We start from the raw sequence: 13,216 nt of genomic DNA on the forward strand, positions 1-13,216 counted from the left end.
TAAGAAATTTATTCGGTAAAATAAATTTGACCGTTTATGTAAAAAAAATCGTATTACGATTTTTCTTCTTTAATAAATTGCTGCATTGTTCTCTCAGCGATTTGAAGTGCAGTAGTAGAAATATAATAAGGTTTACTATTCGGATCTTTATCTGCACCTTTTGTGATTTCGTTTAATTCAGCCATTAATTCATAAAACTTTTTTACCCACACTTGAAATTGTTCTGGCGTAGCATCAAATTCCCAGCAAGATGAAACGTAATTCCACTTAGCTGGATCTTCACTTGCATTTCGTAATGTAAAAGCTTCTTCTGGTGCAGCGAGAATTTGGCTTTTCGTTCTTTCTATCATTTGTAAAAAGATTTGGCGACCTGATTCGCTTACTATTTCTAAATGAGGTAATAGATCTGCAGCAGGGGTGAAGCCTTTAGCGACAGATTGATAAAACTTTTGAACAATCCCATTCTTTTCTTCTGTATAAACGATCTCTATAAGACCATTCTTTTCTAATTCTTTTAAATGATAATGAATTTTCGCCCTTGAAATGCCGAATTTCTCAGATAGTAATTGTCCAGTATAAGGACGTTCGCATAGACGTATCATCATTTCGGCACGTAGTGGATCGCTTAATGCTTTTAATTGGCTATAAGTAGTTAGTGTTAATACGGGCTTCAACATGATCAACTCCTTTAATAAAATTACTCGGTCAATATTATTTGACTGAATTGTATCAAGGATTTCGAATGTTTTCAATACTTTCTGAAAATTAAATCTTAATCTCTGTAATCTTCTGTTCATATTCCGTTCATATTTCTTTTTTATGATAAGTGCATAGAAAGAAAGAGGAAGGAGCGAGCGAAATGTTTTTAGCTCTGCGTGAATTAAAACAATCAAAATTACGATACGGATTAATCGGATTGATTATGGTGTTATTATCATTTTTAGTCCTTGTTATTTCAGGATTAGCAAATGGATTATCATATGATAATGCTTCATCGATTCAAAATATGGAGGCAAATAAGTTCGTTTTAGCAGATGATGCGGAAAATAAATTACTTCGTTCACAAATTAAGAAAGACGATGTAGATAACGTAGTAAGTCAAGTAGGCGAGAAAGAGGCAGTTCCGTTTCGTGTGAAAGTTTCAACATATGAAAAGAAAGATAGCTCGAAAAAGGTTGATATCGCTATTTTCTCAAGCGAACGAGATTCATTTTTAGAACCGAACATTGTAAAAGGGGAGAAATTAGGTACAGCAAACAACGAGATGGTTGCTGATGAATCGATTAAAGAGAAGGGAATCGATATTGGAGATACAATTATCGATCCTGTTTCAAAGAAAGAATTTACAATCGTCGGATTTACGAAAGATCAAATGTTTAGCCATACACCAGTCGTTTATATAAATGAAGACGTATGGGGATCTATTTCACAACCAAACCAAAAAGATTATAGTGCAATTGCACTTAACACAGATAAAGAAATTAAAAATGCTCACGTTATCGATAAAAAAGAAGTACTGCAAAGTATTCCAGGATTTAAAGAAGAGCAAGGAACATTAACGATGATCATTGCGTTCTTACTTGTGATCGCTGCGTTATTAATCGGTGTATTCTTCTATGTTATTACACTACAAAAAACACAGCAATTAGGTGTATTAAAAGCAATTGGTACGAAGAACTCATATTTAGCAAATAGCTTAGTCGTACAGGCGTTATTCTTATCAGTCGTTGCGATGGTAATTAGTATCGTTCTTGTACAAGGGTTAGAACAAATTTTACCAGCGGGTATGCCGTTCTTATTAACAACACCGATGATTGCACAATACGCAGCAATCTTTATCGTAATTAGTATTTTAGGAACACTTATTTCGTTATACCAAGTATTAAAAGTTGATGCATTAGAAGCAATTGGAGGCGGGATGTAATGACTTCATTATTGAAATTAGACAAAGTAAGTAAAGTGTACGGAGAAGGGAATACGGAAGTAACGGCCCTTCATCCGATGTCGCTTGATGTGAAAGCTGGAGAGTTTATCGGAATCGTCGGTCCTTCTGGATCAGGGAAAAGTACATTATTATCAATCGCGGGTGCACTATTATCACCGTCAAAAGGGGATATTTACATTCGTGAGCAAAATATTACGAAGCTATCAGAAAAGGAGATGACAGACATTCGTTTGAAAAAAATCGGCTTCATTTTCCAGTTCGCAAATCTTGTTCCATATTTAAATGTAAAAGAACAATTGCTTTACATTGCTAAGTTAAAAAAAGAAAACAAGAAAGAATCAGAAAAGCGTGCGGATCATTTATTAGCAGCATTTGGATTAGGAGAAAGAAAAAATCATTATCCAAATCAACTATCTGGTGGGGAAAAACAAAGGGTAGCAATTGCTCGTGCGTTCATGAACAACCCAGATTTAATATTAGCGGATGAGCCAACGGCAAGCTTAGACTCAAAACGCGCACGTGAAGTTGTTGAAATGATGAAACGTGAAGTGAAAGAGAGCCAAAAAGCAGCAATTATGATTACACATGATGAAAGAATGCTTGATGTATGTGATCGTATATTGACGCTTCGAGATGGACAGTTAATATAAAAAAAGGAAAACCGTACATGTATGTGCGGTTTTCCTTTTTTTAATGGATTTATTTAGAGAATAACGTTTTAATTTTATTACGAGTAAGTAATAAAATCCCGCCTAATACAGATAGCATTCCTAGAGCCATATTGTTTGATTGCTCGCTACCAGCGTTAGGAAGTTCTTTAGCGTTATCGTTTTTAGTACCATTATCTGCTTGCGTTTGTTTAGACTGTGATACTTCATTAATCTTGTTATCAACATTTTGCTTCGTTGTATGTAACTCAGCTAATTTGTCGTCAATTTTTTTCTCAGTATGCTTAAAGTCGTTGATTTTAATATCTAAGTCTTGTTTTTTCTTTGTTAAATCGTCTGAAACAGTTTGTTTCGATTGTTTAATTTCGTTAATTTTATTTAGTAAATCTTCTCTAGCCTTTTGTAATTCAGCTAGTTTGTTTTTTACATCTTGTTTAGCTAGTTCTAAGTTAGCGGAAAGACTGTCTAAATTGCCTTTAATTTTCTTAAGTTCCTCTAACGTGTTACCAGTATTCGGCTTGTTTTCTTTTAGTTCAGCGAGTTTGTCTTCAGCAGTTTGTTTCGCTTTCTTTAACTCAGCTAATTTTTCATCTACTTGTTTTTTAACTTCCTTAAGTTCATTAACCTTTTGATCAATGTTCTCTTTATGTTGCTTCATTTCATTCACTTTTTCATCGACAGTTTGTTTATGTTCTTTAATCTCATTCACTTTGTTATCGATATTTTGTTTATGCTCTTTTACTTCAGCAACTTTATCTTCTACTTGTTTTTTATGCTCTTTAATTTCAGCGATTTTATCTTCGGCGATTTGTTTGTCTTGCTGAAGTTTTGCATCTAACTCTTGTTTATGTTGTTTAATCTCGTTAATTTTTTCATCAGCAACTTGTTTACGTTCATGTAGTTCATTCACCTTCGTATCAACATTTTCCTTAACCTTGTTAAGTTCATTCAATGTTTGATCCACGTTTTCTTTGTGTTGCTGTAATTTCGCATCTAACTCTTGTTTATGTTGCTTAATTTCAGCTAATCGATCTCCCGTACTTTGCTGAGGAGTAGCATCATTTACTTCCGCATGAGTAGAGTTCGCGCCAGCAATCATTGCTAAAGCTAGTGTAGACGCAGCAATTGTTTGTTTTGTTTTCATATTTTTGTACCTCTTTTCTTTCATATGCATGAGCTGTTTTGTGTAAAATTGAGCATATAGAAGTAGATTCTTCCATCATTATATACCATCTGTGCCGCCTAGAGGAAGTATTTGCATAATAATCTATGATTATGTAATTTTTATAATCTCTTATTTGGGGTAGGGGAGTACTCTTTAGCAAATGTAGTTTTTCCAACTGTAATGATAACTAATCTTTTCATGACGCCCTCCATTTGTGTTGTTATAAACTGGAATATTCGGTGTAGATCGAAGTCTTCCTGCTAGAGATTACAAAAATTGTTGGAGCGTAGCAGGCTGGAAATTTGACAAAAAAACTTATTTATGCTATAATTTACCAAAATAAAAATAAGGTGTATAATAGGGTTCTCCTGGCCAGGGGAACCCTATTTTTGTTGTGAAAATGAAGGAGAGTGTATGTGCGTGAAACAAGGTGAAGCAAGTGTAACGTCGTTAGTATCAGCTTTCAGCAGGGCATATCATAGTGAATTTGATAATCCGAAAATCTTTGATGATTATGTAGCTAAAGAGTTCATTTCGCCAAAAGAACGAATTAATATTGAAACGAATATGGTTCAAGGAATACATTTCTTCAATACAGACATTGCACAGCAGTTTCAAGATAATCCACAAGAAATATTAAAATGGATTACACAAGTGCAATTATCACCAACACCTTTAGCACGTGCGGCATATTGTGAAAGAGTATTACTACACGAGATTACGCTGGGAGCGAAACAATACGTCATACTCGGTGCAGGCTTAGATACGTTCAGTTTTAGACACCAAGAATTAGAAAATAAAATAGAAATATTTGAAGTGGATCATCCTTCTACGCAGGCGTTTAAGAAGGAAAGAATAAAAGAAACAGAACTTGAAGTTCCAAAAAACCTTCATTTTGTTTCAATGGATTTTACGAAAGGATTTTCCTATGAACAGTTACGCAATGAAGGATTTGAACATAAAAAGACTTTCTTTAGCCTTTTAGGTGTTACGTACTATTTAACGAAAGAGGAACTTGCTAGTTTAATAGAGTGCTTGTTTGAGATGGTTACAGAAGGGAGTTCTATCGTTTTCGATTATCCCGATGAAAATTTATTTACGGAAAAAGGGTTGTCTAACCGAGTTGAAAATATGGTAAAAATGGCTGCAATAGGCGGAGAACCGATGAAGTCATGTTATTCTTATCGCGAAATGGAAACATTGTTAGAGAATTCAGGTTTACTCATTTATGAGCATTTATCACCAGAGGATATAAATACATTATATTTTGAAGGACGAAATGATTATTTGAAAGCTTTCGAGACGGTACATTATGTGCATGCGGTGAAGAGGTAAGGAATTAGTAGGCATAGGAAGGAATCTCTGTGTCTTTTTTGTATTAAATTTCCTGCCCTCGAATAAAGAACAGTAAAACCCCTAAGCATGTAGATCTTTGATTTTTATTACAATTTTGTAAGGTTAAGTAATGAAAATCGATAGAACTAGATATGTGAATAGGATACTCTAATTAGCGGATAGAATATTCTGAAAAAAGGGGCGGAGCAAATGAAGAATAGACAAAAAGCATCGATAATATGCAAAAGTATTTTATGTTTAATTATTTGCATATTTATTACGAATGAAGCATGGTTTACAAATGTGGTGAGGGCAGAATCGGGCACGCTGACTGATAGGAGTATAGAGGATTTCAAAAAAAAGCTGGATGAACAGGTACCAAAATGGCAGGAGGATTATGAGGTACCCGGGGTTGCAATAGGAATTGTGCATGAGGGACGTATTGCTTATACACTTAACTACGGTTATGTAGATAAAAAGACAAAAAAAGCGGTGAGTGATGATACTTTGTTTCAGGCTGGTTCCATATCTAAAAGTCTTACAGCGTGGGGAATCTTGCACCTTGTAGATGAAGGGCGTTTATTACTAGATGATCCCGTTGGAAAATATCTGACCAAATGGAAATTATCTAATTCAGAGTTTAATAATAATGAAGTTACGATAAGAAGATTGTTAAGTCATACAGCAGGGCTGTCTGCACATAAAGGATATCTCGGGGTTGCACCAGGGAAACATCTTGACTCTATTGAGGAGTCTCTGTCTGGAAAAGGATGGCTTAATGAACCAGTGGAAGTTACCAATAAACCAGGTTCAGAAACAATTTACTCTGGTGGCGGATATACAATTTTACAACTTGTAATTGAAGAAGTTACCGGAATACCGTTTGATCGTTATATGGAAGAACAAATTATGAAACCTTTAGGAATGAAATCTAGTTCATTTTTACAACGTCCTGAAAACCATAACCTTTCAAAAGCTTATGGTTATTTTGGAGAGGAGCTCCCTAGTTACCAATTTACCGAACAGGCTGCTGCAGGTCTTAAGACAAATGTTACCGATATGATGGCATTGATACTTGCAAGCATGGATGCAAATAATAAAGGGAATGGTGTCATCAAAAGTGAACGTGTTGAGGAAATGCAAAAGCCGATATTAGGGGAGAATGGTTTAGGTATATTTGAAAAAAAACTATCTAATCAATGGAAATTACTTTATCATTCTGGTGACAATCGTGGCTGGCATTCTTTTTATGGTTTCATTCCTAATACAAAGGATGGATTGGTAATCCTTACAAATGGTGAAGGTGGTATAGACTTACGACAGGATATTTACCACGCATGGATTGAATATGAAACTGGAAAATTACCTGAAAGTTACTTCGCTCTAGCTGAGCAGAGAAAAACTAACTTCATTACATCAATTGTTATTGGCACCACATTTAGTATATATTTGCTACTGTTTGTGATTAGTTTGTACAAAGGTAGAAGAACGTTCATTTTTAAGCAAGCGAAGAAATCTTACATCGGATTAGTAGTTAGGACATTTTTACTTATTATTCCTGCTGTTCTCGTTTTTTGTGCTGCCAATTTGTGGAGAGTGTTTAGTTTGAATTCCGGTAATACAATAAATTTCATTCTAATAATGGTATGGATTATAACATTATTAATTAGTGGATTTTTCCCGAAAATTAAAAGTAATAAAAACAACGTATGAAACGAAAAGATTTAACATCAAAATTTACATGTATGTAATGTAAAAGACTAGAAAGCTAGATTGGCGTGAATCGCGAATTGTGGAGTGCAAAAAACAACAAAATCTCTTAAAAAACACTTAATTTTTTACTCCATCTATCTTTACAATCCCTCTTTATAATGTGAATTGGACAAGCACCTAAGAGAAAGCAGAACATGTCAGTTTGTACATTCTATTATTAGGGGGAGAATTTGTATGAAAAAGACAGTTGCTTCGTTAGCAGTTATGGCGGCATTATTACCGACGTTTTCAGTGCATGCGGAAGGGAAAGAGCAAGCCCGAAAATCAGCTACAACTTTTAATGTTATTAGTGATATTCAAGGTGATTTAGGGGATTTTGATCATGTGCTAAAAGATATGAACAAAGTGACGCCACTTTCTAGAGCGCTTATTATGAATGGGGATATAACGCCGACTGGACAACAGTCACAATATGATGATGTAAAGCGTGTGTTAAATAAAAATAAGCATCCAGAAAATGTATGGTCTACTGTTGGGAATCATGAGTTTTATGCTGGTAAATGGACAGCAGATGGAAAACTCTCTCAAAGTACATGGCCAAATGGTGTAAATGAGGAAACTTTATTTAACCGCTATCTGAAATTTAGTGGACAAGAAAAGGTATATCATAAAAAAGAATTAGACGGTTATCCGTTTCTATTTTTAGGAACTGAAAAATATATGAAATACCACGATTCAAAAATGTGGGACGAAGTATATATGAGTGATGAGCAATTAGGTTGGTTAAAACAAAATTTAGAAGAGTATAGTCAAAAAGATAAAAATAAGCCAATCTTTATTTTCTCTCATCACGTTTTACCTGATACAGTATCTGGATCAAGACAATCACCGTACTTACAAGATTATTTAAACATCGATAAGTTGTACGATATATTAAAAGACTATCCGCAAGTTGTTTTCTTTACGAGTCATACGCATTGGGATTTAAACTTACCGGACTGGGCTGGTAAAAAGAAAATTAAAGGCGGAGATGAAAAAGGTTTCACTGTTGTAAATACGGGCGGGATTGAAACAGGCTGGATGTCAGCAGGACCAAATGGAGGAGAGAAAACTGCTCCAGATGGCTATTCATTTAAACAAGGGTTACAAGTGAAAGCATATGGTAACGATGTAATTGTGACAGCTTACGATTACAAACGTGATAAGGATATAAAGAAGTTATTAATTAGTGATTCAAAAATTGCGCAGATGGCACCAAATGTAACGGCAGATGATAGTAAAAATATAATTGTCGGAGCAACTGAATATATGGAGTATTCTATAGAAGGAACGAATGAGTGGCATACGTATAGTCAAGCAAATCCTCCGAAATTTGATGGAGATAAAACTGTATACGTACGCCATAAAGGTGAAATGAATTTAGAGCCGGGATTAACGCAGTTACTTCGTTTTTCGGTAAATAAGTGATTGGAGGGAGTCTGCATTTGAATGTGTGGGCTCTTTTTTTGTTGATGGGAAAGGGGTTGCCTGTCTGTCGTTTTTTGTCGATAGATCGATATATTAAGAAAATCGTTGATATACTGCAAGTTACGATTGATATATTTGAAAAATCGTTGATATATTGTAAGTAATGAACGATATATTTAAAAAATCGTTGATATAAATTTCATGTACCGTAATTAAGTTAAAATCATTAATACGGTTTTACTTATCAAAATGAAATTCTAATACATTTTTAACCGAGAAAGATGACTTCACCATTTTTACGTGTAATAATAGTAACGTTACATATATTGTGAAAGAAGTACAAAAGGAGCGTTACAATGAATTTAGCTAAATTCCCGAGAAAAAAATATACAGAATCATATACACCAATTGAAAAGTTAAACAATTTTTCTGAAGCACTTGGTGGTCCGACTATTTATTTTAAACGAGATGATTTACTTGGTTTAACAGCCGGTGGCAATAAGACGAGAAAGTTAGAATTTCTAGTTGCAGATGCACAGGAAAATGGTGCAGATACGTTAATTACAGCTGGTGGTATTCAGTCAAATCATTGCCGCCTGACACTTGCTGCTGCGGTAAAAGAAAAAATGAAATGTATTCTTGTATTAGAGGAAGGGCTTGAGCCAGAAGAGAAGAGAGACTTTAACGGAAACTATTTCTTATATCACTTATTAGGTGCTGAAAATGTAATTGTTGTACCGAACGGAGCAGACCTGATGGAAGAGATGAATAAAGTAGCAAAAGAAGTAAGTGAAAAAGGTGGTACACCATATGTAATTCCAGTTGGTGGATCAAACCCTACAGGCGCTATGGGATACGTTGCTTGTGCGCAAGAAATTATGGCGCAATCATTTGAGCAAGGAATTGATTTCAGTTCAGTTGTTTGTGTAAGTGGTAGCGGCGGTATGCATGCTGGTTTAATTACTGGTTTTTCTGGAACACAAAGCCATATTCCTGTAATCGGGATTAATGTAAGTAGAGGAAAAGCTGAGCAAGAAGAGAAAGTAGCAAAACTTGTAGATGAAACTTCAGCACATGTTGGTATTCCAAACTTTATCTCGCGCGACGCTGTTACGTGCTTTGATGAATATGTAGGACCAGGCTATGCGTTACCAACGCCGGAAATGGTAGAGGCAGTTCAGTTACTTGCGAAAACAGAAGGTATTTTACTTGATCCAGTGTATACAGGTAAGGCAGTAGCGGGATTAATCGACTTAATTAGAAAAGGTAAATTTAATAAGGAAGACGATATTTTATTCGTACATTCAGGTGGTTCACCAGCTTTATATGCGAATACTTCTCTATTTGCGTAAGTGTAAAAAGCATTGGGTATCCAATGCTTTTTTGTTATATACTGGAATTATTGAGAGGTAGGAGGATGATATGAATTCAAATTTAAAATGGATTATATATACGGTACTCGGCATTTCTATTCTATTAATCTTATTTGTGGCTTATGGGGTGTATTCTTATTTTACATTTTAAAAGCGTAATGGAAGTGAACCATAATGTAATGTATGTTATAGTTTGATATGTTAATTACTTACAATACTTTCCACAAGGAGAATACATAATGAGAGCAAAGAAACTAGTAACGTTAGCAGTTCCATTTATGCTGTTAGTCGGATGCGAGGTAGGAGATAAAGATTCTACTCATAAGACTGAGCAAACTAGTAAAGCAATAACAATACTTTCCGAACAACAGTATCCGTACTACATATGTGAGCAAGTGGTAGAGTTCCAGTTTAAGAAGGATGAACTATTACTAAACTTAGGAGAATCCTTAAAGGATAAAGAAAAAGCAAAAGCTGTTTTAAAAACATCAAACGAGATAGATAAAATTTTAGATAATATGGAACACATAAAAGTACCTGATACATACAAAGACATTCACAAATCCATACAAGAAGGGGTAACAGAGGCAAGAAAAGCAACGAAGTTAATTAAGGATGCTGGTAAAGAAGATAAACAGAAGATTCAAGAAGCTGCAATGAAAGGTACTGAATTTTTATCAGGTGTAGACGGAGAGCATTGGAAAAAAGCAGTTTATGAGTTATCACAGGAAAACAAAGATGCTTATAGTAAGGCACTTGATAAGAAAGTAAAGGAGTACTCAAAGTAAAACAGTAACTTGTAACAATACATATCCACCTAAAATTTCCGCGAATGCTATGCTAGGAAGTTAGGTGGGAGATTACTGTCCTTAAATGTGGCTGATTAAAGCTACAGCCACATTCTCCTGTTCTAATTAACTAAAAGAAGAACTTCCCCATCCCGATTAAACTACTGATCATTCCTATTCCACTCATGGTGCCTTTTCCTGCTGTAAGTAAGTTTCCAAGCAGTCCTAGCTGACCGTTACCTCCGTTATTTCCCCATCCTATTGGGGCCCACGGACCACCCCATCCTGGAGGGTTTCCAAAAACACCCGAGTTATTGGTATTGAAATGAAAAGGCTTGGCTGGCGGCGATAGTAAAGCTGCAAGATGACCTTGTGCGAACATCCCTGCATGATTGAATGGTTGGGCCCAGGGGAAGGGAGGTTTTTGAAAATTAAAACCTGCATGGCCTGGTAATGGAGTCCAATTAGCAGGGTGACCTTGTGGTATTATCCCTGCATAATTAATTGGCTGCTGCCCCAAAGAGAAGGGAGGAGGTTGGGGATTGAACCCCGTATAATTGGCTGATGAATCCCAACTAACTGGATAAACTCGGTAACTCCAATTCTCAGGAAGCTTCAAATCATTCATTACCTCAGATTTAGTTATCTCGGGATGTGAATATAATGAAATTTGGTTATTATATTGTTCCCCGTTTCCCTGTGACTTCAAATACCAATATTGGTGCATACGCTAATTCCCCTCACTTTAAAAATGTAATGTTAGACTTAGCCTATGTAATATTCCTTTTTTGGGATGGTTACATAACTAGATCTACAAGCCTGTATTTAAAGGAATGGGTGCGTGGTCTTGTTGATTTTTCTCACTGCCTGTAAAATTCCCATTGATTTAAAGTTTCAATTTATTTTAGAAGGGTATTTTCAGTTGCTTCTTTTTGTATTTCAGCCTAATTTAAATTCCGTTAACAAACGTTTTTATAAAGGTTTCATCAACAAAAAGATTTTAAAATGGTATGTTGAGCAAGTGGAATTGCTAAAAAGAGAATATCCATTCGAAGAGTTTGGCAAAATACTGCAAGGGTAATGTTTTCTTGTGCAAATATGTAAACGATTTAAACGAATCAATGAAATTTATAATGAAGGGGCAATTAAATATATGAGTGAAACATTACATAAAAGAAAACCACCATATTTAATGCTTGTAATCCTTTTTATTGGGGCATTTGTTTCATTTCTAAATAACTCCCTTTTAAATGTAGCCTTGCCATCAATAATGAAAGATTTAAACATTCAAGATTATTCAACGATCCAGTGGCTTTCTACAGGGTATATGCTTGTAAGTGGTATATTAATTCCGGCCTCAGCATTTTTAATAACGCGTTTTTCAAATAGGAGCCTATTTATTACATCTATGGTGATTTTTATTCTTGGTACTGCCTTAGCGGCTGTAGCACCGAATTTTGGTTTATTACTTACTGGTCGGATGGTTCAAGCGGCAGGCTCTTCAGTTATGGGACCTTTGTTAATGAATATTATGCTAGTAAGCTTTCCGAGAGAAAAAAGGGGAACAGCAATGGGGATTTTTGGACTAGTTATGATTACAGCTCCAGCAATTGGTCCGACACTATCAGGTTATATTGTAGAGTATTATGACTGGCGTTTGCTTTTTGAAATGATTTTACCGTTAGCAATCATTAGCTTACTGTTAGGGATTTGGAAATCTGAGAATGTCATGAAACAAAACAAAAATGCAAAACTTGATTATCTCTCATTACTATTATCTTCTGTCGGTTTTGGCGGTCTGTTATATGGATTCAGTTCTGCAAGCTCCGATGGCTGGACGAATAAAGTTGTTTTAACAGCTTTAATCATAGGCGCTATTGCCTTAATTGCGTTCATTATCCGTCAATTAAAAATGGATGAGCCGTTATTGGATTTACGTGTTTACAAGTACCCAATGTTTGCACTTGCGTCTGTAATTGCAATTGTTAACGCGGTGGCCATGTTTTCGGGTATGATTTTAACACCAGCTTATGTACAAAACGTCCGTGGTATTTCGCCGCTGAGCTCTGGGCTGATGATGCTTCCAGGTGCGGTAATAATGGGGATTATGTCACCAATTACAGGTAAACTATTTGATAAATATGGTCCTCGGATTCTTGGCATAGTAGGGCTTTCCATTACAGCTGTTTCAACTTATATGTTGGCAAGTCTGCAAATTGACTCTAGTCATACACATATTATTCTTATTTATACACTGCGGATGTTTGGGATGGCGATGGTGATGATGCCACTTATGACAAATGGTCTTAATCAATTGCCAACTCGCTTAAATCCGCACGGTACAGCTGTTAATAATACAGCTCAACAAGTGTCCGGTTCCATTGGTACTGCTATTCTTGTTACGATTATGAACTCTGTAACAAAAACAAAAGCTGAAAGTTTAATGTCTCATATAGATCCAACAACCTTCACAGAAACTACGAAGGCAATAGTAACTCAGAAGGCTTTATTATCCGGAATTCAATATTCATTCTATGTAGCGCTTGGCATGAATGTTGTTGCACTACTATTAGTTTTTTTCGTTAAACGTGTAGACACAAGTGCGGAAGCCGTCGAGAAGTTAAATCGGTAGAGAAGAATAAAACGTTAGATAATGATTCCTACAAGTTGTTTGCTGATTAGATAAACTATAAAGAAATACAAATTTTTGCTACTAAGGCGCCGGTATTTAAAATGGGAAAAGAACTGAAAGAAGCAGTGAC

Annotated in this window: 11 protein-coding genes and 1 pseudogene; 9 read left to right on the forward strand and 3 right to left on the reverse strand. The window is 35.4% G+C overall.

All coding sequences use genetic code 11. The features are described 5' to 3' along the window. Window positions 1–53 precede the first annotated feature (53 nt). The gene (locus IQ781_RS27195) at window positions 54–674 is read right to left on the reverse strand and encodes an ArsR/SmtB family transcription factor (RefSeq protein ID WP_139847149.1); all 621 of its coding nucleotides are present in this window, start codon (window positions 672–674) and stop codon (window positions 54–56) included. A 185-nt stretch (window positions 675–859) separates the two neighbouring features. Here IQ781_RS27195 and IQ781_RS27200 point away from each other — a divergent pair, with 185 nt between their 5' ends. Next, a complete protein-coding gene (locus IQ781_RS27200) occupies window positions 860–1,924 on the forward strand; it encodes an ABC transporter permease (RefSeq protein WP_000477770.1) in 1,065 nt (354 codons plus the stop codon). Further along, window positions 1,924–2,595, forward strand: coding sequence for an ABC transporter ATP-binding protein (locus IQ781_RS27205; RefSeq protein ID WP_098595235.1), 672 nt, complete (start codon window positions 1,924–1,926; stop codon window positions 2,593–2,595). The genes IQ781_RS27200 and IQ781_RS27205 overlap by 1 nt, the downstream gene beginning before the upstream one ends. Window positions 2,596–2,644: 49 nt before the next feature. Here IQ781_RS27205 and IQ781_RS27210 read toward each other — a convergent pair whose 3' ends face one another. Then, window positions 2,645–3,757 carry an LPXTG cell wall anchor domain-containing protein gene (locus IQ781_RS27210; RefSeq protein WP_000851032.1) on the reverse strand — a complete coding sequence of 371 codons (1,113 nt, stop codon included), beginning with the start codon at window positions 3,755–3,757 and terminating at the stop codon, window positions 2,645–2,647. A gap of 435 nt (window positions 3,758–4,192) precedes the next feature. On the opposite strand from IQ781_RS27210, the gene IQ781_RS27215 reads away from it, so the two are divergent. The 5 genes and pseudogenes from IQ781_RS27215 to IQ781_RS27235 all read left to right on the forward strand — a co-directional run bounded on the left by IQ781_RS27215 (window position 4,193) and on the right by IQ781_RS27235 (window position 10,454). After that, the gene (locus tag IQ781_RS27215; RefSeq protein WP_013142036.1) at window positions 4,193–5,113 is read left to right on the forward strand and encodes a class I SAM-dependent methyltransferase; all 921 of its coding nucleotides are present in this window, start codon (window positions 4,193–4,195) and stop codon (window positions 5,111–5,113) included. Window positions 5,114–5,323: 210 nt separating this feature from the next. Continuing rightward, window positions 5,324–6,864 (forward strand): annotated as a pseudogene (locus IQ781_RS27220) (serine hydrolase domain-containing protein). A 196-nt stretch (window positions 6,865–7,060) separates the two neighbouring features. Next, window positions 7,061–8,293, forward strand: coding sequence for a DUF4073 domain-containing protein (locus tag IQ781_RS27225; RefSeq protein WP_000754286.1), 1,233 nt, complete (start codon window positions 7,061–7,063; stop codon window positions 8,291–8,293). Between the two features lie 356 nt (window positions 8,294–8,649). Next, complete coding sequence (cuyA, locus tag IQ781_RS27230; RefSeq protein WP_139847126.1) at window positions 8,650–9,645, forward strand: D-cysteate sulfo-lyase; 996 nt, start codon at window positions 8,650–8,652, stop codon at window positions 9,643–9,645. A 260-nt stretch (window positions 9,646–9,905) separates the two neighbouring features. Continuing rightward, complete coding sequence (locus IQ781_RS27235) at window positions 9,906–10,454, forward strand: hypothetical protein (RefSeq protein ID WP_001201796.1); 549 nt, start codon at window positions 9,906–9,908, stop codon at window positions 10,452–10,454. Between the two features lie 130 nt (window positions 10,455–10,584). On the opposite strand, the gene IQ781_RS27240 is transcribed toward IQ781_RS27235, so the two are convergent. Next, a complete protein-coding gene (locus IQ781_RS27240; RefSeq protein WP_139847125.1) occupies window positions 10,585–11,181 on the reverse strand; it encodes a hypothetical protein in 597 nt (198 codons plus the stop codon). 114 nt (window positions 11,182–11,295) lie between these two features. Between IQ781_RS27240 and IQ781_RS27245 the strand changes: the two genes are divergently transcribed. Next, window positions 11,296–11,535: a hypothetical protein gene (locus tag IQ781_RS27245; RefSeq protein WP_000243463.1), complete on the forward strand. Its 240-nt coding sequence runs from the start codon at window positions 11,296–11,298 to the stop codon at window positions 11,533–11,535. 72 nt (window positions 11,536–11,607) lie between these two features. After that, entirely contained in the window at window positions 11,608–13,086 is a 1,479-nt protein-coding gene (locus IQ781_RS27250; RefSeq protein ID WP_000005110.1) for a DHA2 family efflux MFS transporter permease subunit, read from the forward strand. The last annotated feature ends 130 nt before the right edge of the window (window positions 13,087–13,216 follow it).

The sequence above is a fragment of the Bacillus sp. N447-1 genome, from assembly GCF_022701035.1.
Classification (GTDB): Bacteria; Bacillota; Bacilli; order Bacillales; family Bacillaceae_G; genus Bacillus_A; species Bacillus_A cereus.